The 25600-nt window shown below is 36.3% G+C and carries 21 protein-coding genes and 1 pseudogene; 16 read left to right on the forward strand and 6 right to left on the reverse strand.

Annotated features, from left to right (window positions below):
- Window positions 1-95 precede the first annotated feature (95 nt).
- The 6 genes from ACQKNR_RS08990 (at window position 96) to ACQKNR_RS09015 (ending at window position 8879) form a co-directional block, all read left to right on the forward strand.
- Window positions 96-2213: a transglycosylase domain-containing protein gene (locus ACQKNR_RS08990; protein ID WP_427317146.1), complete on the forward strand. Its 2118-nt coding sequence runs from the start codon at window positions 96-98 to the stop codon at window positions 2211-2213.
- 177 nt (window positions 2214-2390) lie between these two features.
- On the forward strand, window positions 2391-3437 hold the full coding sequence (gene hemE / locus ACQKNR_RS08995; RefSeq protein WP_193411727.1) for a uroporphyrinogen decarboxylase: 1047 nt from the start codon (window positions 2391-2393) through the stop codon (window positions 3435-3437).
- Between the two features lie 14 nt (window positions 3438-3451).
- Window positions 3452-4387 carry a ferrochelatase gene (gene hemH / locus ACQKNR_RS09000; RefSeq protein WP_427317148.1) on the forward strand — a complete coding sequence of 312 codons (936 nt, stop codon included), beginning with the start codon at window positions 3452-3454 and terminating at the stop codon, window positions 4385-4387.
- 19 nt (window positions 4388-4406) lie between these two features.
- Window positions 4407-5834 (forward strand): protoporphyrinogen oxidase, encoded by a 1428-nt coding sequence (gene hemY / locus ACQKNR_RS09005; protein ID WP_427317150.1) that lies wholly within the window; start codon window positions 4407-4409, stop codon window positions 5832-5834.
- 212 nt (window positions 5835-6046) lie between these two features.
- Entirely contained in the window at window positions 6047-8413 is a 2367-nt protein-coding gene (locus tag ACQKNR_RS09010) for a DUF6359 domain-containing protein (RefSeq protein WP_427317151.1), read from the forward strand.
- A 166-nt stretch (window positions 8414-8579) separates the two neighbouring features.
- Window positions 8580-8879 carry a hypothetical protein gene (locus ACQKNR_RS09015; protein WP_427317153.1) on the forward strand — a complete coding sequence of 100 codons (300 nt, stop codon included), beginning with the start codon at window positions 8580-8582 and terminating at the stop codon, window positions 8877-8879.
- Between the two features lie 51 nt (window positions 8880-8930).
- Here the strand turns inward: ACQKNR_RS09015 and ACQKNR_RS09020 are convergent, their stop codons facing one another.
- Window positions 8931-9776 carry a hypothetical protein gene (locus ACQKNR_RS09020; protein WP_427317155.1) on the reverse strand — a complete coding sequence of 282 codons (846 nt, stop codon included), beginning with the start codon at window positions 9774-9776 and terminating at the stop codon, window positions 8931-8933.
- 239 nt (window positions 9777-10015) lie between these two features.
- Here ACQKNR_RS09020 and ACQKNR_RS09025 point away from each other — a divergent pair, with 239 nt between their 5' ends.
- From ACQKNR_RS09025 to ACQKNR_RS09040, 4 genes are all read left to right on the forward strand, one after another.
- Window positions 10016-10417, forward strand: coding sequence for a BlaI/MecI/CopY family transcriptional regulator (locus ACQKNR_RS09025; protein WP_000184503.1), 402 nt, complete (start codon window positions 10016-10018; stop codon window positions 10415-10417).
- Window positions 10418-10419: 2 nt separating this feature from the next.
- Entirely contained in the window at window positions 10420-12318 is a 1899-nt protein-coding gene (locus ACQKNR_RS09030; RefSeq protein ID WP_427317157.1) for a M56 family metallopeptidase, read from the forward strand.
- Window positions 12319-12532: 214 nt separating this feature from the next.
- Window positions 12533-13105 (forward strand): TetR/AcrR family transcriptional regulator, encoded by a 573-nt coding sequence (locus ACQKNR_RS09035; RefSeq protein ID WP_427317159.1) that lies wholly within the window; start codon window positions 12533-12535, stop codon window positions 13103-13105.
- A gap of 217 nt (window positions 13106-13322) precedes the next feature.
- Entirely contained in the window at window positions 13323-15968 is a 2646-nt protein-coding gene (locus ACQKNR_RS09040; RefSeq protein WP_427317161.1) for a YhgE/Pip family protein, read from the forward strand.
- A gap of 38 nt (window positions 15969-16006) precedes the next feature.
- On the opposite strand, the gene ACQKNR_RS09045 is transcribed toward ACQKNR_RS09040, so the two are convergent.
- From ACQKNR_RS09045 to ACQKNR_RS09060, 4 genes and pseudogenes are all read right to left on the reverse strand, one after another.
- Window positions 16007-16729, reverse strand: coding sequence for a hypothetical protein (locus ACQKNR_RS09045; protein ID WP_427317163.1), 723 nt, complete (start codon window positions 16727-16729; stop codon window positions 16007-16009).
- 123 nt (window positions 16730-16852) lie between these two features.
- Window positions 16853-17008: pseudogene (locus ACQKNR_RS09050) on the reverse strand (PH domain-containing protein); the annotation flags it as partial.
- A gap of 152 nt (window positions 17009-17160) precedes the next feature.
- The gene (locus tag ACQKNR_RS09055) at window positions 17161-17661 is read right to left on the reverse strand and encodes a DinB family protein (protein ID WP_427317165.1); all 501 of its coding nucleotides are present in this window, start codon (window positions 17659-17661) and stop codon (window positions 17161-17163) included.
- An 86-nt stretch (window positions 17662-17747) separates the two neighbouring features.
- Window positions 17748-18689: a helix-turn-helix transcriptional regulator gene (locus ACQKNR_RS09060; RefSeq protein WP_427317167.1), complete on the reverse strand. Its 942-nt coding sequence runs from the start codon at window positions 18687-18689 to the stop codon at window positions 17748-17750.
- 196 nt (window positions 18690-18885) lie between these two features.
- Between ACQKNR_RS09060 and ACQKNR_RS09065 the strand changes: the two genes are divergently transcribed.
- The gene (locus ACQKNR_RS09065) at window positions 18886-19899 is read left to right on the forward strand and encodes a LacI family DNA-binding transcriptional regulator (protein WP_427317169.1); all 1014 of its coding nucleotides are present in this window, start codon (window positions 18886-18888) and stop codon (window positions 19897-19899) included.
- Between the two features lie 39 nt (window positions 19900-19938).
- On the opposite strand, the gene yhfH is transcribed toward ACQKNR_RS09065, so the two are convergent.
- Window positions 19939-20067 (reverse strand): protein YhfH, encoded by a 129-nt coding sequence (gene yhfH, locus ACQKNR_RS09070; RefSeq protein WP_000567010.1) that lies wholly within the window; start codon window positions 20065-20067, stop codon window positions 19939-19941.
- Window positions 20068-20270: 203 nt separating this feature from the next.
- Here yhfH and ACQKNR_RS09075 point away from each other — a divergent pair, with 203 nt between their 5' ends.
- The 5 genes from ACQKNR_RS09075 (at window position 20271) to ACQKNR_RS09095 (ending at window position 25593) form a co-directional block, all read left to right on the forward strand.
- Window positions 20271-21005 (forward strand): MBL fold metallo-hydrolase, encoded by a 735-nt coding sequence (locus ACQKNR_RS09075; protein ID WP_427317171.1) that lies wholly within the window; start codon window positions 20271-20273, stop codon window positions 21003-21005.
- 9 nt (window positions 21006-21014) lie between these two features.
- Entirely contained in the window at window positions 21015-22004 is a 990-nt protein-coding gene (locus tag ACQKNR_RS09080) for a lipoate--protein ligase (protein WP_427317173.1), read from the forward strand.
- A 321-nt stretch (window positions 22005-22325) separates the two neighbouring features.
- The gene (locus ACQKNR_RS09085) at window positions 22326-23858 is read left to right on the forward strand and encodes a fatty acid--CoA ligase family protein (RefSeq protein ID WP_427317175.1); all 1533 of its coding nucleotides are present in this window, start codon (window positions 22326-22328) and stop codon (window positions 23856-23858) included.
- Window positions 23859-23968: 110 nt separating this feature from the next.
- Window positions 23969-24220, forward strand: coding sequence for a hypothetical protein (locus ACQKNR_RS09090; RefSeq protein ID WP_427317177.1), 252 nt, complete (start codon window positions 23969-23971; stop codon window positions 24218-24220).
- A 317-nt stretch (window positions 24221-24537) separates the two neighbouring features.
- Complete coding sequence (locus tag ACQKNR_RS09095; RefSeq protein ID WP_427317179.1) at window positions 24538-25593, forward strand: sulfate ABC transporter substrate-binding protein; 1056 nt, start codon at window positions 24538-24540, stop codon at window positions 25591-25593.
- Window positions 25594-25600 lie beyond the last annotated feature (7 nt).

Genomic DNA, 25600 nt, shown 5'->3' on the forward strand with positions numbered 1-25600 from the left:
TATCAACTCCTTAGAAAAACTTCGAAGATTATATACATAAAGATAATTCTTTTCCAAATAATAAATGTACCATCATTTGGAAAGAAGGCCGATGTATGAAGAAAATAAAGTGGACTTTATTAGGCGGCGTCGCAACGTTTGTAGTAGCAATTGTACTTTATAAACTTATTGTGTTAGCTGGTGGCTATATGATGGATGAAAAGCAGCTCGTTTTCCACTCTTCATCACGTATCGTTGACCAGAAAGGAAAAGAAATTACGAAATTATACGTAGAAAATAGAGAACTCGTACCGATTGAACAAATTCCAAAGTATGTGCAGCAGGCGTTTGTTGCGGTGGAAGATTCTCGTTTTTATGAGCATCAAGGAATTGATTATCCGTCTATATTTCGGGCTCTCTATAAAGATACGTTAGCTGGTGAAAAGGTAGAGGGCGGTAGTACTATTACGCAGCAACTAGCTAAAAATGTCTTTTTAAATCGTGAAAAAACATTTACGCGCAAATTGAAGGAAGTCGCAATTTCCCTTCAACTAGAGCAAAAATATACGAAGCAGCAAATTCTTGAAATGTATATGAATCATATTTATTTTGGTCATGGGGCTTATGGTATTCAAGCGGCAGCAAAGTTGTATTTTAATAAAAATGTAGAGGATTTAACAGTAGAAGAAGGGGCAATGCTTGCAGGTCTTCCGAAATCACCAAACGGATATTCACCGTACTTATCACCAGATAAGAGTAAAGAGCGTCGTGATCTCGTATTGTCACTTATGCATAAACAAGGCTATTTAACTGCAGAGGAAAGCGTTCGTTATCAAGGAAAGACCATTGCTCTTTATAAAAACTTAGATGAGAATAATCTCGCATATATGCCGTATATTGATATGGTCATAGATGAAGCAGCTCGTTTATATGGGTTGTCTCATCAAGAAGTGCTTCGCGGTGGATATACGTTTGTCGTACCGATGGATGAAAAGATTCAGAAGGTAGCGTATAACCAGTTTCAAGATGCGAAAAATTTCCCTGGTAAAGAAGAAGGGGCGCAAGGTGCATTTTTATTAATGGATAATCGTACGGGTGGAATTAAAGCAGCGATTGGCGGAAGAAAGTACGTCCCGAGAGGGTTTAATCGTGTTTTTGCAAAAAGGCAACCGGGTTCTGTTTTAAAACCACTGATCGTCTATGCGCCAGCGCTAGAAACGAAAAAGTATAATCCATATTCTTTATTAACGAATGAGAAAAGTTCTTTTGAAGGCTATGAACCTCGAAATTACAATCATGAGTATACGAAAGAAATGACGATGTATGATGCGATTTTAGAGTCTGCAAACGTACCGGCAGTTTCTTTATTAAATGAGTTAGGGGTAGAAGAAGGAAAGCAATATTTAGAGAGAGGTAATGTTCATATTGCAGATGCTGGTTTAAGTACAGCGCTTGGCGGGCTAAAAAATGGCGTTTCAACATTGGACCTTGTGAAAATGTATCGTGCATTTTTAGCAAATGGTAATATTATTGAGCCGCACGTTATTGATAAAGTGTTAAATAGACACGGCGCAGTCATGGGGGAATCGCCAAAAGTAGAAACGAATATTTTCTCAAAACAAACGGCATGGTATATGACGAAAATGTTAGAAGGAGTTGTGAAGGAAGGAACGGCGAAAGCGGGTGTGTACAATGGAGCACTAGCCGGAAAAACGGGTACCACTTCAATTCCTAATGATGAGAACGGTGCAAGAGATATGTGGTTCGTCGGGTATACACCGAATTTAGTAGGTGCTGTTTGGATTGGTTATGACCGCACAGATAAAGAACATCAGTTACAAGGAGAAAGTGCGTCTGCGACGAAATTATTTAAGAAAATTTTAACGAAGGCAAATGTAGAACATAAAGAGAAGTTTCTGAAGCCAGAAGGTGTGGAAACAATCGGTGCTCCAATTCGGCTGCGCAAGATTGAAGATGTAAAAATGAAACTATCGTTTAGTCCTTTCGGTTTATTTAAAGCAAAATTAAGCTGGACACCATTGCCAGATGAAAGAATTATGTATCGAATCTATAGAGTGGAGAACGGGATTCATACGCATGTAGGCACTGTAACAGGTGCTGGAGAATATGAGGAAAAGTTTATTAACATATTTTCAAAACCGAGCTTTTACGTTGTGCCATATAACACACAAACGAATCGTGAAGGAGAAAAGTCAAAAGTAGCTAAACCATAGTTTTTCTCTGTGCTATAATAAGAATGTTGCGAAAATGGTAAGCGGTTTTACAAATCTTTGTGTCAATTTCATGAACAACGTACATAATATTATGCATTTTGTTTTTACAAGCTGTATAGTAAAAAAAGATAAATATCGAACGTATTCGAAGCATTGGTAAGGAAGGGAGCAAGGGTCTTGGTAAGAAATATAAATGAGACATTTTTAAAAGCATGTAGGGGGGAACGTACAGAGTATGTACCAGCATGGTATATGCGTCAAGCAGGTCGTTCGCAGCCGGAATATAGAAAGATAAAAGAAAAGTATTCTTTATTTGAAATTACACACAATCCAGAGTTATGTGCTTACGTTACAAAGTTGCCAGTTGATCAATATAACGTAGACGCAGCAATTCTTTATAAAGATATTATGTCACCACTACCTGCAATTGGTGTGGATGTAGAAATTAAATCAGGCATTGGCCCAGTTATTGATAATCCAATCCGTTCTTTACAAGACGTAGAAAAACTAGGGGAAATCAATCCAGAAGATGACGTACCGTACATACTAGATACGATTCGTTTATTAACGACAGAAATGTTAGATGTACCGTTAATCGGTTTTTCAGGAGCTCCATTTACGTTAGCGAGCTATATGATTGAAGGCGGTCCATCTCGCAACTACCATAATACGAAAGCATTCATGTACGCAGAGCCGAAAGCTTGGTTCGCTTTAATGGATAAGCTAGCAGATATGGTTATTACATATTTAAAAGCGCAAATTAACGCAGGAGCAAAAGCAGTTCAAATTTTCGATTCTTGGGTTGGAACAGTAAATGTAGCAGATTATCGCGTATTTATTAAACCAGCGATGGAGCGTATTTTCGCAGAAGTTCGCACGATGGGTGTGCCGATGATTATGCATGGTGTAGGTGCAGGACACTTAGTGAATGAATGGCATGACTTACCTCTTGATGTTGTAGGTTTAGACTGGCGTTTACCGATCGAAGAAGCGCGTGCACGCGGTGTTCATAAGGCGGTACAAGGAAATATGGACCCTTCGTTCTTATTAGCGCCTTGGTCTGTAATTGAAGAACATGTAAAAGGTATTTTAGATCAAGGGATGAAACAACCAGGTTACGTATTTAACTTAGGTCACGGTGTATTCCCAGAAGTAAATCCAGATACATTAAAACAATTAACTACATTTATTCATGAATACTCTAAAGGGCAGTTAGCGAAGTAAAGGAGAATTGCTGTATGAAAAAGAAAATTGGTTTGCTTGTAATGGCATACGGAACGCCATATAAAGAAGAAGATATTGAACGTTACTATACACATATTCGCAGAGGAAGAAAGCCAAGTCCTGAAATGCTAGAAGATTTAACAGAGCGTTACCGTGCAATTGGTGGTATTTCTCCTTTAGCTACTATTACATTAGAGCAAGCTAAGAAGTTAGAGACGCGTTTAAATGAAGTGCAAGATGAAATAGAGTACCATATGTATCTTGGTTTAAAACATATTGAGCCGTTTATTGAAGATGCAGTGAAAGATATGCATAACGACGGAATACAAGATGCAATTGCACTTGTTCTTGCGCCTCATTATTCCACATTTAGCGTGAAGTCGTATGTAGGACGAGCACAAGAAGAAGCTGAGAAACTTGGAAACTTAACAATTCATGGCATCGATAGCTGGTATAAAGAACCGAAATTCATTCAGTACTGGGTCGATGCAGTGAAAGGTATATATAACGGTATGTCAGAAGCTGAACGTGAAAAAGCAGTATTAATCGTATCTGCTCACAGTTTACCTGAGAAAATTATCGCACTGGGCGATCCATATCCAGAACAATTAAATGAAACAGCTGATTATATTGCACGAGGTGCGGAAGTAGCAAACTATGCAGTTGGTTGGCAAAGTGCTGGAAACACGCCAGACCCTTGGATTGGGCCGGACGTACAAGATTTAACGAGAGAATTAAATGAAAAGTACGGCTATACTTCATTCGTATATGCACCAGTTGGATTTGTTGCTGAACATTTAGAGGTTTTATATGACAACGACTTTGAGTGTAAAGTTGTAACGGATGAAATTGGCGCGAAATATTATCGTCCAGAAATGCCAAACGCGTCTGACGCATTTATTGATTGCTTAACCGATGTTGTATTAAAGAAAAAAGAATCTGTATTGTAAGAAGAAAGGGGGAGCCTATTTGAGGAAAAAAGTTGTGATCGTCGGCGGTGGCATCACTGGATTAACAGCAATGTATAACTTGCAAAAAGAAATTCATGAAAAGAACTTGCCGATAGATACATTACTTATAGAAGCGTCGGGTAAACTTGGCGGGAAAATTCAAACCGTTCGAAAAGATGGATTTACAATTGAACGCGGACCGGATTCTTTCTTAGCAAGAAAAGAAAGCGCATCTAGATTAGTGAGAGAATTAGGCCTTGGCGATGAAATTGTAGAGAATACGACCGGTCAATCATTCGTCCTTGTAAATAATCGGTTACATAAAATGCCGAGCGGATCAATGATGGGAATTCCAACGCAGATTACTCCGTTTCTATTTTCCGGATTGTTCTCCCCAATTGGTAAATTAAGAGCTGGTTTTGACCTGTTAATGCCTAGATCAAAGCCAGTATCTGACCAATCACTCGGGCAGTTTTTCAGACATCGCCTTGGAAACGAAGTGGTTGAAAATTTAATAGAACCATTATTATCTGGTATTTATGCTGGTGATATTGATGAAATGAGCTTAATGTCTACATTTCCGCAAATATATCAAATTGAGCAAAAGCATCGTAGTATCTCGCTTGGCATGCGTACGCTCGCTCCGAAAGAAGAGAAGGCTGAACCGAAAAAGGGAATCTTCCAAACAGTGAAAACAGGTTTAGAATCTATAGTAGAATCTCTCGAAGTGAAGATGCATGAAGGTACGATAATGAAGGGAACCCGCATTGAAAAAGTTGTAAAATGTGATGATGGCTATGTGATTACTCTTAGTAACGGAAAAGAAATAGAAGCAGATGCAATCGTAGTGGCAACCTCGCATAAAGCGTTGCCATCTATGTTTGCTCAGTACAAGCAATTTCGTTTCTTCCGTAACATTCCGTCCACATCAGTTGCGAATGTGGCACTTGCTTTCCCGAAATCGGCCATTCAGCGCGATATTGATGGTACAGGATTTGTCGTATCAAGAAATAGCGATTACACGATTACAGCCTGTACGTGGACACATAAAAAATGGCCACATACAACGCCAGAAGGAAAAACACTTCTTCGTTGTTACGTTGGACGATCTGGTGATGAAGCGGTTGTAGAACAAACAGAAGAAGAACTCGTTCAGCTCGTACTAGAAGACTTACAAAAGACGATGGATATTACAGAGGATCCAGAGTTTACAATCGTAAGCCGCTGGAAAGAAGCGATGCCTCAATATACGGTAGGCCATAAAGAGCGAATGAAGAAACTCATAACATTTATGGAAAAAGAGTTGCCAGGTGTATACTTGGCAGGTAGTTCTTACGCTGGTTCTGGTCTTCCGGACTGTATCGATCAAGGGGATTTGGCGGCGAAGCGTGTGTTATCACATATTGAAAAAATAGTAGAATATGAACGAGAGGCTCTGAATGTATAAAAACCTACCATTTCCTAAAGAAGTGGTAGGTTTTTTATTGGGAAATGGGTGTTTGTACCTTCCATATTCCATCTGCTTTTAACATAAGTAATTTTTTGTTTTAAACATATAGCTGAGATTAATTTTTTGTAAAACTTGTCGAAATATCATTCTATATAACGAATCATTTGTTATGATAGACATGCTGAGAAAATATGAAATAGGGAGAGGAAATGGCTGTGAAGAAATTGTTAAGTGTCGTTTTATCATTGATGCTATTGCTTTCATTTACTGGAACTTTAGCGCAAGCAGAAGAAAATACTTCTATGTCAGTAGAAAAAGCAATTCAAGTATTCAAACAGCAAGGGAAAATAAAGGGGATAGTGGAAGGATATATTGTCGGATATACGCAAAGTCCTTCTAAATACACGAAGGATCCATCTAAGTTTGATGACACAAATGTGGCAATTGCTGATTCGCCAAACGAAACGAATCCAGACAAAATCATGCCTGTTCAGTTGCCAAAAGGCGATGTGAGATCGGCAGTAAATGTGAAAGATCACCCTGAAAATATCGGGAAGAAAATTCAATTAACTGGGACTCTTGAATTATATTTTAGTAGCCCAGGTTTAAAATCAGTAACAGCTTATAAGTTTCAAGGGGAAGAACAAAACCGTGTGAGCGATGTAGTAGCTTCACCAAACGGCGGAGAAGTCGCTAAAGGAACAGCGGTAACATTAACGACGAAGACAGAAGGAGCAACAATCTACTATACGTTAGACGGCTCTAATCCTACAAATAAAAGCGTTCGTTATAACGGACGAATTATAGTGAATGAAAATAGTGTAGTGAAAGCAATCGCAGAAAAAGAAGGCCTTACTTCTTCAGCGGTTTCGACATTTTCATTTATTATCGTAAACAATGAACCAGTTCGTATTCATGATATTCAAGGGAAATCACATATTTCTCCTTACAACGGGAAGAAAGTAAACAATGTGGAAGGCGTTGTAACAGCGCTTGATAAAAATGGTTTTTATATAGAAGATAATCAGCCGGATAAGGATCCAGCTACTTCAGAAGGTATTTACGTATACAAAAAAGATGCGAATGTAGCGGTAGGAGATCTTATTCAAGTTGATGGAGTAGTAGAAGAATATGTTGGACCTGGATATGCAGAGCGATTTGAAACAGACTTAACGACGACGGAAATTAAGGCGAGTCGCATTGCTGTAATCGCAAAAGATCAAGCTTTACCAGCACCGATTGTACTTGGAGAAAACGGTGTGAAAATCCCTGACCAAATTATCGATAATGATGCATTCGGTTTATTTGATCCGAATGAAGATGCAATCGATTTTTATGAAAGTATAGAAGGTATGCGCGTTACGATGCCAACGCCAAAAATTATTGCACCACAGAAAAACGGGAATTTATATGTAACAGTAAAAAATGGCGGAGATAAATTAGTAACGAAATATGGCACACCTCTTTTAGATGAAAATCAATTAAATCCTGAGCGTCTTTCTGTGAAGGTACCTCGTGATTATGTAGCAAAAGTAGGAGATGCTTTCACTGGAGATATAACAGGGGTAGTAGGATATGATTACGGTTCTTACCGCATTTCACCAGTAACTGAATTACCAACTGTAGTGGACGGTGGGTTTAAGCAAGTAGGGGCAAACATTCAACCGCGTCTTGATAAGTTAACAGTTGCTACATATAACATTGAAAACTTCTCAGCGAATAAAAAAGAAACAACGGATGAAAAAGTAAAAGCGTTAGCGTATTCTATTAAATACAATTTGAAAATGCCAGATATTATCGGTGTAGAGGAAATGCAAGATAATAACGGAACGATTAATGACGGTACAACAGATGCTTCTTTAAGCGCACAACGTATCATTGATGCGGTTTTAGAAATTCGCGGACCGAAGTATGAGTATGTAGAAATTGCTCCGAATAACAATCAAGACGGCGGAGCACCAGGAGCTAATATTCGTGTCGGTTTCTTCTATAACCCATCACGTGTGAAATTAGCGGCAGTGCCAAAGTTACTGGATAAAAAGGTAGTTCGCATTGGGGACGAAAATCCATTATTTGAAAGCACACGTAAACCGTTAGCAGCAGAATTTACGTTCCAAGGACAAAACGTTGCTGTCATCGCAAATCACTTAAACTCAAAACTAGGAGATGCAACGCCATTTGGAAAAGTACAGCCGCTCGTATTAAAGAGTGAAGAAAAACGAATTCAATTAGCACAAGAAGTAAATCATTTCGTACAAGGAATTCAAGAAAAGAATGCGAATGCACCAGTTGTTGTCTTAGGGGATATGAACGATTTCGAATTCTCTAAACCACTAGAAGCACTGCAAGGAACAATCTTAAAAGATATGTTAAACACAGTGCCAAAAGAGAACCGCTATACGTATATTCATGAAGGGAATGCACAAGTGTTAGATCATATTTTAGTAACAAACAACATCGCACCGCACACAATTGTAGACCCTGTACATTTAAACTCAAACATTATGAAAGAGCACGGACGTGTCAGTGACCACGACCCAGTACTTGCTCAAATCGATTTGAAAAAGGCTTCTTAAAGTAGGGGGAACGCTTAGGTAACTAAGCGTTCTTTTATTTTATGAAAAGAGATTGCAAGATAAATGAATAGTATATAACCGATTTCTTAGGGATTATAGGTAATATTTTTTAGTTTTATGATAGAATTAATTGAATATTTAGTTTTATTTGACAAGGAGGTCAAATATGCAAGCATTTATAAATGGAAAATTAATGAATCAGCTCGCAATTTTTTTTAGTACGATCGTCATGCTTCAATTTGTAGCTGATATAACAGGGCTCACGCAAAATTTAGACATTACGTATAACTTAATAAATACAGCAGCGTCCTATATAACGTTTAGCTTGGCAGTTATTTTTACTTTAATAGGTGCAGGAAGAGAGTTAAGTAAATATGCAATTATTTCGTTATGTTTAGTAATAGCTGTTAAAGCGATTTATTTTGCAACAGTTGTTATTTTATGGGGATTGGCTGGTACGCCGTAAATGAATAGAAAAGCCCAATTTCCAAGATGACATGAGGAAATTAGGCTTTTTTTATGCTTGAAACGCTTTTCTACATCGATCTCTTCTTTGCAGTCTTCTTTTGTACCGTTTTTTATCTCGCTCCACTCCTTTTATATACATAACTAAGCTAACGAGGAAGAAGAATGCACATTGCATCGTTAAAATGTAGGGTGACATGCCATGCAACGGTTGCTTTGGATCATATAAATGAATAGGTGCTCCACCTATTGTAGGGAATATCGTATTTAGCAGGACGTAAGGAATGGAGGTAACGGCAAATGGAAACAGAATCGCCATGTAGTCCTTTTGTGACCATGCAGATACAGCAAGTCCTAAAAGAGCCATTAAACCTGCAAATAAAAAATTAATTCCAATATATACAGAAATATAAGTGATGGGAGAATCGTAATATAAGTTTGCGAACATCCCGTTTTCATTTATAACGCCTGAACCCACTGCGGGTGCGCCATTTGGAATGGTTAATTTGCAAAATAATAACGATAAAATGAATGGGAACGTATAAAGAAGTCCTCCGCAAAAAAATGTAACGATATATTTCGTTACTGAATAAGGAAATAAAGAAATTTCTTTACTTATAAATTGCTTAAAACCATCTGACTTATCCGAGTTGTAACTTGTACTAAAGGGGAGACTCGCAATAACTGGCATTAATAATAAATAAACATCCATTTCGTTACCCCGAAATCCAATCCATTTAAAAGCTGTTGTTATAAATTCATTCGTTCCGTCTCCAATATAACGAATTACATAATAATAATGATAGATAGAGATAAGAGCTAATCCACTAAACATAATAATTAAAGAAACACGATTACAAAAAGCTTGCTTTATACTTAAACGAAGCGCACGCATCATGACTGAAAAAGCCTCCACTATTTTGATAAACTTGTCTATTTTCTATATTACTATTAATTGTAAAGATTTTCTTGTTTTTTTATTTGATTATTAGAAAAAGAGAAATTTTGTTGTTGTTAAGTAAGGTTTATCGATGAGGTGAAAAAAGGTCTATTTCTAAAATATGGTTGACAATTAAGTATTACATTTGTAATCTTAATTATAGATTACAAATGTAATCCGAAGGAGTGAAATATACTATGACAAATCAATTACCTAAAATATCTGAAGCTGAATTAGAAATTATGAAAGTACTTTGGTCTAACTCTCCACAAACAGCGAATGAAATTATAGAAGAACTCGAAGATGCAATGGACTGGAAACCGAAAACAATCCGTACATTAATTAACCGGTTAGTACAAAAGGAAGCTGTTTCTTACCATCAAGATAAAGGGCGTATGTATGCTTATTATCCGTTAGTATCACAAGATAATTATTTACAAGTTGAAACAAAATCTTTGCTAAAGCGTTTTTGCGGTGCTGCGTTTAAGCCATTACTTGTTAATTTTTTAAAAGAGGAAAAATTGTCTTCAGAAGATATTAATGAACTAAAACGTATTTTAGATGAAAAGACAGAGGAGAATAAGAGGAAGGATAGATAACAATGATAGACATGATTATAAAGGTATACCTTCCTCATTTTTTTGATTGGCTTATAGAAACGTCACTTATGGCCAGTATATTAGTTGGATTTATTTTATGTATAAAAGTGCTATTTAGAAATAAGTTAACGCCCCGGTGGCAATATATGCTGTGGATCGTACTAATGATAAGACTCCTTTTACCATGGTCACCGGATAGTTCTTATAGCATTTATTCACTACTTTCCTATAGTTCTAGTGTATCGGAAGTTATTCAAAAAAATACATCTTCGCCTGAGAATACAGTGAATAACGAGATGAAACAGACAGTGGAATTAGAATCAAATTCTGAAACTGTGACAAAAAATAGCGAACAGAAAGTAAGTACGAGTGCGGAACAACAGACTACATTTTCTTTATACAAAATTGCTCTATATGTTTGGCTAGCTGGGGTAATCGTATTAGCAGTCATAACGTTTATTACAAATAGACGTTTATATTCTTACATAAAGAAACAACCGGATATTATGGATGAACAGGTCGTTACAGTGTTTAATCGCTGTAAGCAGTCTATGAAAATGAAGAAGGCAGTTTCATTACGTCTAGCGGGAAAGATTGCGAGCCCAACTGTTTTCAGTTTCTTTCGCCCGAAAGTATTACTATCAAAAAAACATATGAAAGTATTAAATGAGCAACAATTACAATATGTTTTTTACCATGAGTTAGCTCATATTAAGAGAAACGATGTAGCTGTAAATTGGATTATGTACAGCTTACTCCTATTAAATTGGTTCAATCCGATTCTTTGGTACGCCTATTTCTGTATGCGAGAAGATCAAGAATTAGCCTGTGATGCATATGCGCTTACTTTTATAGATAAAGAGGAGCAAATTGCATACGGTCATACAATTATTACCCTTTTAGAACATTATTCCTATCAAGCACCAAGCCTAGCAAATTTAAGTAGAAATAAACGAACATTAAAAAGGAGAATCGTTATGATTAAAAAGTTCCAAAAGAAATCGTATCGTCTTTCTTTACTTGGAGTTATTGTTATAGTTGCTATTGCATCTCTCTCTTTATTCAATGCACGTGCAACGGAAGGAAAAGAAAAACAAAAGGATAAGGTAGAGCAGTCAAATGATGCTTTTCAAAATGCTGTAGATATGCTGTTTGGTACAGAAGAAAATGCGAAAAAAGAATATCGTTATTCAGCAAGAGTGTATGAACAAAAGACAGATTATTTATATTTAGCTGAAAAGGCTTTAACAAAAGATGAGTTCCAACAGTACATAAAATTATATAAAGAAATTATTAATATACAGAAAAAAGGTGCTCCGAGAGATTCTGACTACGAGTCAATATTTTTTAGAGAAGAACGTTTAACAAAAGCTGATCGTGAAAAATTATATGCACTTTATGATCAGTCAAAACCATTTGATGACAAAGTATACGAATCTTTAAATTACACGGCAAAGGAAGCGCAGCAACATGTTGATTTTCAAATTAAGAAGCCAACTTACACAATTGAAGGATACAATCTGAAGGATGAAAAGGTAAGTTTTTTTATTAAGAGAAGGCCTGAATTAATTATTGAATTAGAATATACAAACGGAAAAGGAAACTATACAACTTATCAATCACAAGTGTTTGGAGAAAGTAAAGATCCGTTCCATGCTTTGTTTGTTGTAGAAGAAAACATTGAACAGTACGAATTAGAAGGTAACCAAATATTCTATGCGACTCATAACTCGGATAGTAATTTACAAGGTATGAAGATGATCGTTCCTGCAAAAGGAAAAAATAGTGCATACCAAATCGTTATTATTAATCATAGTTTAGAGAAGCCAGGAGAAGCGGTATTCGATAAGAATGTAAATAAAGAAGAGTTAGAGAAAATTATGCTTTCTATGTTGAAATAATAAAAAGGTGTCCTTGAGATGTATATCTTAAGAACACCTTTTCTTTTTCTCTTTCCTTCTGATACACTATGACAGTAGTATATGAATTGACTGGAATTTTTTTCAACTGGGAATAACTAAAAAAGAGAACTTGTATAGAATGTAAGCGTGTGGTAATATCAAAGATGTACCGATTGACTATTTTATTCAATCGGTCATTTTTGGAGGTGATGATGTGGCGATAGATCGAAAGCGTTCTATTATTGAGGCTGCAACAAAGTCTTTTTCAGCGTTCGGTTATAAAGCAACAACGATGGATCAAGTAGCGAAGTTAGCGAATGTAGGAAAAGGAACGATTTATACTTTTTTCAAAAATAAAGAAGAGCTATTTGGCGAAATTATTTCTAATTTAATTACAGAAATGAAGCAGGTTGCAGAAAATGCAATTTGTTCAGATGTTTCATTTTTTGAAAATGTACATAGAGCATTATATAGCATCTTAGAGTTTAGAAAAGAACATCAGCTTATGATTAAATTAATTCAAGAAGAGCGCGATATGGGAACGAAAGAAGTACAAGAAGTAATGCAACAAGTAGATGTGGAAATTGTTTCTTTTATTCAATCGTATTTAGAAATTGCGATTGAAAAAGGTGAAATTGGCAAATGTGATCCAGAAATTACAGCATTTATTATGCTTCGCCTATACGTATCGCTTATTTTTGATTGGGAAAAAAATCATGAACCGCTAGAAAAAGAAAAAATTGCAGAATTATTCGAACTGTATTTACTAAAAGGATTGTCAAATTAAGATAATCCTTTTAATTTCATAAAAAAATGACTGTATGAACGAATTAGTCATATGTTTAATTTAGGGGGTGATAATAGAAAATGTAAGTTCATATTGAGAAAAAGTTGCATAGTAATAAATTCGGGGATAAGGCATATGTATGAACAGGTATAGCCTTTTTATTTGGGTAAAAATGACCAGAATTTAATTTTAGTCATTTTACAAAGGGGGAAATATTATGAGAGGGTATAAGTTATTTCGTAAAGAATTTGCTGAGATTATAAAAAGTAAAAAAATATTAATTCCAATTATTGCGGTTTTGTTTGTACCGATTTTATATGCGGGGATGTTCTTATGGGCCTTTTGGGATCCGTATAAACAGTTAGATGATTTGCCAGTTGCGGTAGTCAACTTAGATAAAGGGGCAGTATTTGATGGAAAACCGATTGAGGTTGGGAAAGGGCTCGTTGATAACTTAAAAGATAATAAAAGTTTTAAATGGGAATTTGTAAGTGAAAAAGAAGCGGAAAAAGGAATGGAAAACAGAAAGTATTATATGTTAGTACGTATTCCAGATGACTTCTCAAGTAACGCTACAACGTTATTAAAAGACGACCCGAAACCATTAAACTTAGAATACATTCCAAATGAAAGTTTAAACTTCTTATCTTCACAAATTGGCGGAACAGCGATTGAAAAAATGAAAGGTGAAGTAGCAAGCACGTTAACGAAAACATATGCAGAGAAAATGTTTGATTCTATTAAAGACGTCTCAAAAGGATTAGCGGATGGAGCAGACGGGGCAAGTAAATTACATGACGGATCTAGTGAATTGCATGACGGTTCAAGTAAAGTGACGGATGGACTTCATACGCTGCAAGGGAAGTCTGGGGAGATGAAGGATGAAGTTGGAAAGTTAGTAGATGGATCTAATAAATTAATAGATGGGTCTGGAAAAGTAACAGCCGGTTTAAATACGTTAAATAGCAAAACAGGTGAAATGCAGACTGGTATAGGGAAATTACAAGATGGATCTGGAAAAGTAACAGATGGTTTAAATACGTTAAATAGCAAAACAGGTGAAATGCAGACTGGTATAGGAAAATTACAAGATGGATCCCAGAAAGTAACAGCGGGTTTGAATACATTAGTAAGTAAAACAGGCGAATTAAAAACAGGAACGAATGAATTATCAACTGGTATGGAAAAACTTGTTGGAGGACAAAGTGACTTAGAGAAAGGTTCTCAAAAAATTGAAAAGGGTTTGCAAGAGTTAAATAGTAAAGTGAAAAATTCTGTTGCAGGCTTAGAGGAAATGCAGTCGAAAGTTCCTACTATATTAAATACGGTAAATCAGAAAATAGATGGAGCTGGAGAAAATGTAAGTCAGTTAAATGAATTTACTCAATCAACAGCAGGAGATGCAAAAAATGCAGCACAAGATGTAGCTAATTTGCAAAAGCAAATCGAGAGTTTACCGAAAGAATATCAAGAGCAGTTACAACCATATATAACAAATGCAGCAAAAAGTACAGCGACAGTTCATCAGAAAGCCATTGGATTAGCAGGTGGAACAAACAAGTTAAATGAAGAAGTTAAACAATTAAAAGGTGAAATAAATCAAACGACAAGTGGAATGCAAAACAAACTACCAAATTCAGAAGGGCTTATAACTTTAACGAGTGGTATTGAGAAACTAACGAACGCACAAAATGAATTTGTTAGTAAGTTTCATGGATTTGGTGAAGGTTTAGGTAATGCAAAAATAGGTGCTGATAAATTAAAAGAAGGATCCGTTCAATTAATTGATGGAGTAACTCAATTACAAAGTGGATCAGGAAAAGTGACAGCAGGATTAGGTCAATTATCGGTAGGAGCGAGCCAAATGTCAGGTGGCATAACACAATTAGCAGACGGTTCAAGCAAAGTAACAGGTGGTTTAGGTACATTATCTGTAGGCGCAAGCCAAATGACCGGTGGAATAAATCAATTAGCAGATGGCTCAAGCCAAGTAACAACTGGATTAGGTACTCTAAATGGTGGCCTAAATAAAATGTCAACTGGCTCAACACAACTAATCGATGGAGTAAATAAACTAGCTGACGGATCCGGAAAAGTAACGAATGGACTCGTAAAAGTAAATGATGGATCAGGTGAACTTGCTGAGAAACTTGGTGAAGGGGCAGAAAAAACAGGTGAAGTAAAAGGAACGGATAAAACGTATGATATGTTTGCAAGTCCTGTAAAAGTGAAGACGGAGAAAATGGCGGAAGTTCCAAACTACGGAACTGGATTTACACCGTACTTTTTATCACTTGGTTTATTCGTTGGGGCACTACTATTATCGATCGTATACCCATTACGTGATACAGTTGGTGTTCCAAAATCAGGGTTTAGCTGGTTTATTAGTAAGTTTGGCGTGTTACTATCAGTCGGCATTATTCAAGCAATAGTAGCCGATGTCATATTACTATTCGGATTAGGAGTAGAAGTACAAAGTATTCCATATTTCATACTCTTTAGCATCGTTACAAGTCTAGCGTTTATCGCATTAATTCAGTGCTTAGTAACAGCATTCGGTGATGCGGGCCGTTTCATTGCAATCTTAACATTAATTATGCAGCTGACAACAAGTGCTGGAACATTCCCGCTAGAGTTGATTCCGAAGTTTTTACAACACTTTAACGCTTGGTTACCGATGACATACTCTGTATCAGGATTGAAAGCAGTCGTATCAAGCGGTGATTTTAACTTCATGTGGCAAAACATAGGAATACTCATGATTTTTATCGTTGTATTATCACTTGGAACAATCGCTTCATTAACTTGGATGCACAAACGACAATTTAAAAATATTGCTGAAAATCCATCGGTTGAAGCTTAAATAAGGAACATAAAAAAAGCACCGAAATGGTGCCTTTTTTATTGGTCTTGTTGTATTGGTTGAGAAATTTCATGTTTTTTTCTATTTTTACGGAACAAGTATATAACAATACTTATAAGAATAAATGTAGCTACAATCCAAACAAATGGACCATATTTTTCAGCAAAAGTATATAGTTTCATGTTGCTGGCAATGTCTTCTTTTGTTTTTCCTATTAGAATTTCAGAGCCGCTATAACCTTCAAGTGTATCACCTTTTTTTATACCAAAAATAAGAACGGCGGATTTGTTTTCTATTCCTGTGTATCGGTATCCTTTTCCTTTAATTGTTAATTGAGTATCATCCTTTTTTAGTGTGTAGTCTTCGGCGGAAATATCTTTGCCTGACAGTGTAATTGGTTCCATTGAGAAGCGGATTTCTTTTAATGCAGGAAGAGCCTCATTGTTTAGTAAGAGCTGCTTTGCAATATGCTGCTCAGTATCAATGTTTTTCCAATTTGCTTTTCGTCGTTTATATGTATTAATTTCAAGAAGTGCAAATTCTTTATTTTGAAGTTTTTCCTCTGTAATTGGTTGTGTAGTAGTTAACGTTCCTTTTAATAAAATCACACCGTCTTTTGCAGATTGAAAGGAAGAGACTTCCTTCGTTTCCTTTAATGTATTGATAGCACCTTTATAATCCTCTTTTCCTAAAAGAACAGCTCCTGTATGTACGGTTAAAATAAGATATAGGATGCTTAATACTATAATAGCTTTTTTCACTATTTCCCCTCCAAAGTATGTATAAGTAAATTATAACATAATTTCCCATAAGTAATTTTAAAATTCGAATAATGGGTTTTAAAAATGAAAGTGATAAGTAAATTAAGAGAAGTGTGGATAGGATTTTTTATATTCAAATTCCGCAATCAATGCATTTTTAGGATATTTGAATGATTGTTCATAAAAAAACCACCTATTAGTGGCAATTAATAATCCGGAACGAGGTACATTATGCGTAATCATATAGCCAGTAAGTAAACATTTTAAAGTAGATACAATAACTTAGCCTTTAGGTAATAGTTGTTTTGCAGTTGTTAAAATTGAATTGATTGTATACATTCCTTTTATGTAGAGGAAGGAATATTGCATCAAAATTGAAAAGACCCCCAGTATTGCATATTGGGAGTCTTTTTTAGTAGAAGTGTTTACACTTAGCAAACCTTAAGTTCCAATCTTTCTTTCTGACGAAGATGATGCGCAAAATGCATAGAAATGAGCTGGAACCATTCTGCCGCGTTTAAGTAACCAAGCCCGGGGTGCTCTACTTTACAATCATTTGGAATAGAAGTAAGTGTTGGCTCAATATCTTTAACAACTGTAATTAATTCCAAAAGACGCTCTTGTACTTCCTCTTTGTTAGTTGGATTTTCGGGTGTATATCTCGGGTGATTTGGCACTTTTATTTGTATGTCAGGGAAAGCCCCCAGTATATATACTTTTTCACCCATATCCGTTTTTTTGTTAGTTACAGAAGGCATTTCAGTTCTACATTTCGCGATTGCACCTAACTGCATATATGTGGAGGCAATTAAATGATTATACATTTGACCGAGGGACCATTCCTTACTAGAAGGCTTCGTCCTAAATTGTTCTATAGAGTACTTTTCTAATTCCTCTATGTAATATGTTACTAAATCCTCAAATTTCTTCATATTGTTATCTCCTTTTTATGAAAATGTATTTGTTAATACCTACTATAAAGGAGGGCTACTGACAACATTATGTCAGTAGTGGAAAATTAAAGTTGTAACATTTTTTTTGCTTCATCACGGATTTTTTCAGAAAGAATTTTTGGCTCAAGTACTTGCACTTGGCTCCCCCAGCTCAATATCCATTGAAATACTTCGTCTATGTTTCTTGATTTCAAAAAGACATGAAACTCAGTGTCTTTATGCTCGTATGAATCTATAAAAAAGTAGCGTGATTCAATAATTTTATGTGCAATATGGGATGGGAATAATAAATGGATTCTCATAGTACGATTGCTTTCAGGTTGATAGTCTTGCAAAGAAAAGGCTTTCGGTTTTGTGAAAAATACTTGTTCTTGCTGTAATGTATCCATACGGTCTAAACGAAAATTACGTATTTTTTTTCGAAGTAAGCAATGAGCAACGATGTACCAAATTCCTGAAATATTGACTAAACCGTAAGGATGAACGGTCCGTTTTGTTTTTGTAGTTTCCCTTGGTTTACGATAGGAGAACGATATAGCTTGCTCTTTTTGAATCGCTTCTTGCAATAAGAAAAGTTGGCTTTCTAGTTTTTCTTGCTCGGCTTGCTGGTTTGAAAATATAGGAGAAAGGAAACGGAAAGTTCCTCGTAACCCCTCAACCTTCTTTTGTTGATCAGTAGGGAGAACAACCTCAAGTTTCTCTTTTGCTGATCGCGCATGTACAGAAAAAGAAGAGGTGAAAGTTTTCTCAATATAATCACCGCCTAATAAAAGAGTAACGGCCTCTTCTGGCGTAAGCTGAATGGGTGGTAAGAAATAACCATCCATTAATGAATAACCATAACCGGGCATTGAAAAAATAGGAACACCAGATTCGCTAAGTGCATCCATATCTCGATAAATAGTTCTTATACTTGTCTCAAATTTTTCAGCTAAGCTTTGTGCTGTAACCGTTTGTCTTCTTTGTAATTCAATTAATATAGCTAATAAACGATCCGTTCGATTCATGAAGTATCACCCTCTATTTTTATAAATATGCCTACTGTAAACTTCTAAAAGTATTATGTTTTCCCCTCCCATTAACAGACTTTTCCCTATGTATAATATTAATATAGTAAAATCATAAGAACCTGTATTGCAGTTTCCAATAATATACTATATAATCAGGATAAGAAAACGTTTTCATGCAAAGGGGGAGAATTTCGTGTCGACTATCGAGGACGTGGCGAAATTAGCGGGGTTATCAAGAACAACGGTTTCTAGGGTGATTAATAATCATCCATATGTTTCAGATGAGAAGAAAAAAAGGGTTCAATTAGCGATGAAGCATTTAGGCTTCGTTCCTAATTCTGCGGCGAGAAGGCTTCGTAAACAAAAAACAGAAACAATTGCGGTGCTTGTTCCAAGGATTACAAATCCTTTCTTCAGTCGATTTATTGAAGCAATCGAGATTGCTGCTTCTGAACATAAATATAAACTGATTATTTGTCAAACAAGATATTTACCGGAAAAAGAGATGGAGTATTTACAATTATTATCTACGAAACAAGTAGATGGGATTATTCTATGTTCACTAGAAAATCCGTGGGAGGATGTAGAGCCATACTTACAACATGGTCCAATCGTGTTATGTAATGAATATATTGAGGAAGCAAATATTCCAACAGTGAAATTTGATCATGCGCAAGGAGCGTACATAGCTGCTAAGCACGTGTTAGAACAAGGATATCGTAATCTTATTTTTTGCCGTGGTAACGAAACGAAAGTAGTGAGCCAACAGCGGAAAATGGGCTTTTTACGTGCTATTACTGAAAAGAGTAGAGAAGTGGAAGCAATTGATTTTCTTGAAAACGCTTTCTCTTGGGATGATGGAAAAAGAATATTCCATGAAGTATTAAAGGACAAAAAAAATCCTACCGCGATTTTGGCAGGAGGCGACGAGGTTGCAGCTGGAATTATATCAGAGGCGAAACGCCATGATTGGAGTATTCCAGAGGATCTCGCTGTTATCGGTTTTGATAATCAAATTTTATCACAGATTACAGAACCAGGTATTACGACAATTGAACAGCCAATTGATGAAATGGCTCGAAAAGTTGTCGACTTAATGATGGATAAAATCCATACGAAAAATTATCGAAAAAAAGAATTGTATGAGTTTGAACTGGAGCTCTTGGTGAAAGGTTCAACGATGAAGGAAAAGATGTTATTAGCCTAGTAGACTATGTCTGCTAGGTTTTTTTATGTTCACAAACTACTATTCTTCATGAACGCAATCGTCACATTTGTTATGGTATGCTTCGTGCTGCTCATCAATTTCTTTCCCGCAGTGTGCACAAGTTTTCGTCGGTAAATTTCTGAAAAACTCCATTGGTTGATCGATCATGTCAATCCCTCCATTTCCATTTCTTACTATCATTGTATTAGTACAAAAAATAAAAGTCAACAACTGTTTTATAACAAAATTGAAAATTAATGAAAAAGTTTAGGAAATGGATTATAGTTAACAATGTAGGATGTAAGTAAAAAACTTTCTCAAGTACGGAGAAAAACTACATTGCTACTCGGTTTTAGAAAGGAAGGATACATATGAAAATGACTGTTGTCGGCTTTTGGGGCGGCTTTCCAGAAGTGGGAGAAGCAACGTCGGGGTATTTGTTTGAACACGATGGTTTTCGTTTACTTGTAGACTGTGGTAGTGGTGTACTAGCACAGATTCAAAAATATATAACACCATCTGATATAGATGCAGTTGTACTGTCGCACTATCATCATGATCATGTTGCAGACATTGGGGTACTGCAATATGCGAGATTAATTACGAGTGCAACAAAGGGACAACTACCGGAATTACCGATTTATGGTCATTCGTTTGATGAGAATGGATTCCATTCTTTAACGCATGAACCGCATACGAGAGGAATCGCGTACAATCCAGAAGAAACGCTTCAAATTGGACCGTTTTCGATTTCATTCTTAAAAACTGTCCATCCTGTTACATGCTTTGCGATGCGTATTACAGCTGGTGATGATGTTATTGTATACAGCGCTGATTCAAGTTATATTCCTGAATTTATTCCATTCACAAAAGATGCTGATCTTTTCATTTGTGAGTGTAATATGTATGCACATCAAGAGGCTGCAAAAGCAGGACATATGAATAGTACAGAAGTAGCAAGTATAGCGAAAGATGCGAATGTAAAAGAACTTTTATTAACGCACTTACCGCATACAGGCAATCCATCTGATTTAGTAACAGAAGCAAAACAAATTTTCAGTGGCCATATTACGCTAGCACATAGTGGTTACGTTTGGAATTCATGAGGTGATACGATGTTATTTATTGATAATAAAGGGATTACAGATCCTACGATAAACTTAGCAATTGAAGAATATTGCGTAAAAAACTTAGATATTAACGAAACATACTTACTATTCTACATCAACGAACCGTCGATTATCATTGGTAAAAACCAAAACACAGTAGAAGAAATTAATGCAGATTACGTAAAAGAAAAAGGAATTCACGTCGTTCGTCGTCTATCAGGCGGAGGCGCAGTATATCATGATTTAGGAAACTTAAATTTCAGCTTTATTACGAAAGATGATGGAGACAGTTTCAGCAACTTTAAAAAATTCACAGAGCCTGTAACGAAAGCGCTTGGTAAATTAGGCGTAAATGCAGAGCTAAGTGGTCGTAACGATATTTTGGCTGAAGGTAGAAAAATTTCAGGTAACGCACAGTTCTCAACGAAAGGTCGTATGTTTAGTCACGGTACGTTACTATTTGACTCTGAAATCGATCACGTCGTATCAGCGTTAAAAGTAAAAATGGATAAGATTCAATCAAAAGGAATTAAATCAATCCGTAGCCGCGTTGCGAACATTACAGAGTTCTTAAACGAAAAAATGACGACAGAAGAGTTTAGACAACTTCTTCTAGAAACAATTTTCGAAGGTGAAACAGAAATTCCAACGTACGAATTAACAGAAGATGATTGGAAAGAAATCTATAAACTTTCTGAAGAGCGCTACCGCAATTGGGACTGGAACTACGGAAAATCACCGAAGTTCAACTTACAACATTCACACCGCTTCCCAGTCGGACAAGTTGACGTTCGTCTTGAAGTGAAAAAAGGAACAGTAACAGAATGTAAAATTTACGGCGATTTCTTTGGCTCACTAGATGTTCATGATATTGAAGAACGTTTAACAGGCGTACAATTTGATAAAGATGCATTCGCCGCAGCTTTAGAAGGTGTAGATATCGCACGCTACTTCGGTAATATTACAATAGAAGATTTCTTGCATTTATTCTTCTAAAAATGAGGGAGGCTTTCAGAAAAGACAGCCTCCCTCATTTTTATATAGTTCGTCACTTTTTGTCGGTAAGTCGATATTCCTTGTCGAATCGCCGATAAAATTTCACCTAGCATAAAAAGGGGCATGTTATCCTAAAATGATATCTGTACGAGTTTAATAATTTTCTGGTGAACAGAATTCCCCTATATTTCTAAAGTGAATCGAGAGAAAGTGATCCGTGTATATGCAGTTAATAGAATATCACTTGCCACTTTAATTTTCTTTTAATATAATTAATTTAGAATTTTTAAATATTCTAAATTTTATAAAGGTGGGGTTTGTGTGAATCTCGTTCAATCTTTGGCTGGAACGGCAAAAAAGAAGGGGGATAAACCGGCTTATATATTTATGGATCAGTCGGTCTCGTATGACCAATTAAACAAAATGGTCACAAGGTTTTCTAGCAATTTAGCAAACATGGGCATTGGAAAAGGGGACAATGTCGCATTAGTTGTTGGGAATTCACCACATTTTTTGGTCGGTTTATACGGAACAATGAAAGCCGGAGCAACTGTCATTCCAGTTAATCCAATTTATACAGCAGACGAAATGCATTACATTTTACAAAATGGAGATGTAAAAACAATCATCGTACTCGACGTCCTTCTACCTGTTATACAATCTCTTACAACAAGACTTCCTTCACTTGAACACATCATCATATGCGAAACTTCATCAGATTTTAACCATACAGAAACCAAAAAAATGAAAACGTTTACTAGTTTTGTAGGAACTGGAGATTTAAATTACGAAGGTCCGGAACTAGATGAAGAAGATGTAGCGGTTATCTTATACACTTCAGGCACAACTGGAAAACCAAAAGGCGCTATGTTAACACATAAAAATTTATATAGTAACGCGAACGATGTGGCGTCGTATTTACAATATACTGCTGATGATCGCGTCGTTGCGGCACTACCGATGTTCCACGTATTCTGCTTAACAGTTGCGGTAAATGCGCCGATTATAAATGGTGCGACAATTTTAATGTTACCGAAGTTTAGTCCGAAAGAAGTATTCCGTATTTGTCGTACGTATGAACCAACGATTTTTGCTGGTGTACCAACGATGTACAATTATTTATATTTATTTGAAGAAGCAAGCGCAGAAGATGTGAAGACGCTTCGTCTCTGTATTTCAGGCGGTGCGTCAATGCCTGTTGCTCTTCTGCAAAACTTTGAGAAACGTTTTGACGTCATTGTTTCAGAAGGATACGGTTTATCAGAAGCATCACCAGTTACTTGTTTTAACCCGTTAGATCGCCCTCGTAAACCAGGATCAATCGGCACAAATATTTGGCATGTCGAGAATAAAATCGTGGATGAACTTGGGGAAGAAGTACCTGTCGGTGCAGTCGGCGAATTAATTGTTCGCGGACCTAACGTTATGAAAGGATACTATAATGCGCCGGAAGATACAGCAGCGACATTAAAAGACGGCTGGCTATATACAGGTGACTTAGCGAAAATGGATGAAGAAGGTTACTTCTATATCGTTGACCGTAAAAAAGATATCGTCCTAGTTGGCGGTTATAACGTATACCCTCGTGAAGTAGAGGAAATATTGTATACGCACGAGTCAGTAGCTGAAGTTGTCGTAATCGGCGTTCCTGATGAAAACTTAGGAGAAGCAGTGCGAGCTTACGTCGTCCTGAAACAAACGAACGTAACAGAAGAAGAACTGATGCATTACTGCACGTTACATTTAGCAAAATATAAAGTGCCAAAGAGCATCGAGTTTTTAACAGAGCTGCCGAAGAATACAACGGGTAAGTTATTAAGAAGAGCTTTGAAAGAGAAAGCGATGCAAGTGTAAAAATAAAGGTATCCTCCTAAAGGGGGATATCTCTTTGTTTTTTTAGAATTGACTAAGCTAGAACCCCATATATTTAAACCGTAATATAACTAATACGGAGGGATATATACATGGAGCAAAAGGAATTACGCTTACGGAACGTACAATATTTGATTTGTGACATTATGGATGAAATGAATGTGGAGAGTGAAAAGAAGAACTTAGAAACGTTGCAACAAGTCATTGATCATCTTTCAGGGGCGATTGGGGATTTAGTAGATCCATCCGGTACGTATTCAATCGATTATTTAGAGAGAAAAGTTCATACAGCGCATTATTTATTGTTTAAAAATGACCGGAAAGCGTACTTATGTAGAAAATAAAAATAGATAGTTTTTTTATTTTCTTATACATTGATAATAGTTATCATTTGAGGGGTATGAATATATTCATTCGCTGCGGTAGTAGAAGTGGTTTTACCATGCGAATGATGAAGTAACGGGTAGAGGATATTTGTATAAAGCTCCGAAGGAATAAAAACAAATTCCAAGTTGACACATGTGAATTACGGAATTAAAATGAAAAGAAATCAAACAGAATACAATAGAAGCTAATCAGAGAAACTGAAGGCGCACAACGTTCACTTTTGTGAATGAATTGTGTGCCTTTTTCTATTGTACAAACTAGGGGGGCTTTATATATGAAACAGTGGGGTAAGACAGCATTAATGAAAAGTACAGGTGTGTTATTATCAGCAGTTATCCTTTTATCGGGGTGCGGATCGGCAACCTCAACTAACGATTCTGAAGGAAGTGCAGATAAGAAGACAGTCGAACTTTTAAATGTTTCATATGATCCAACACGTGAGTTATATCAAGATTTTAATAAAGATTTTGCGAAGTACTGGAAAGAGAAACATGGTCAAACAGTGAACGTAAAGCAATCACATGGGGGATCTGGAAGCCAGGCGCGCTCTGTTATTGATGGGTTAGAAGCAGACGTTGTAACGCTCGCACTCGCTTATGATATTGACGCGATCAGTAAGAAAAAACAGTTAGCAGAAGATTGGCAGAAGCGGCTTGCGGATAACTCCACTCCATACACATCAACAATTGTATTCCTTGTGCGAAAAGGCAATCCAAAAGGAATTAAAGATTGGGATGATTTAACGAAAAAAGGTGTGTCTGTCATTACACCAAATCCGAAAACATCAGGCGGAGCACGTTGGAACTATTTAGCGGCGTGGGGATTCGCATTGAAAAAATATAATAATAGTGAAGATAAGGCGAAAGAGTTTGTATCACAAATTTATAAAAATGTAGAAGTGCTAGATTCTGGAGCGCGCGGCGCAACGACAACTTTCGTTGAAAAAGGAATCGGTGATGTATTAATCGCTTGGGAAAATGAAGCGTTATTATCTCAAAAAGAGCTTGGAAAAGATAAGTTTGAAATTGTAACACCTTCTATTAGTGTACTTGCGGAACCACCGGTAGCTGTTGTAGATAAAGTAGTTGATAAAAAAGGAACGAGAAAAGTGGCAGAAGGGTATCTTGAATACTTGTATTCGGAAAAAGGGCAAGAAATTGCTGCGAAAAACTTTTATCGTCCTCGCAACGAAAAAGTAGCGGAAAAGTACGCAGCACAATTTCCAAAAGTTCAATTATTTACAGTAGATGAACTATTTGGTGGCTGGAAAAAAGCGCAGGAAAAACATTTTAATGATGGCGGCGTATTCGATCAAATTTATAAAAAATAAGGGGGGA

The sequence above is a fragment of the Bacillus sp. NPDC094077 genome, from assembly GCF_050279465.1.
Taxonomy (GTDB): Bacteria; Bacillota; Bacilli; order Bacillales; family Bacillaceae_G; genus Bacillus_A.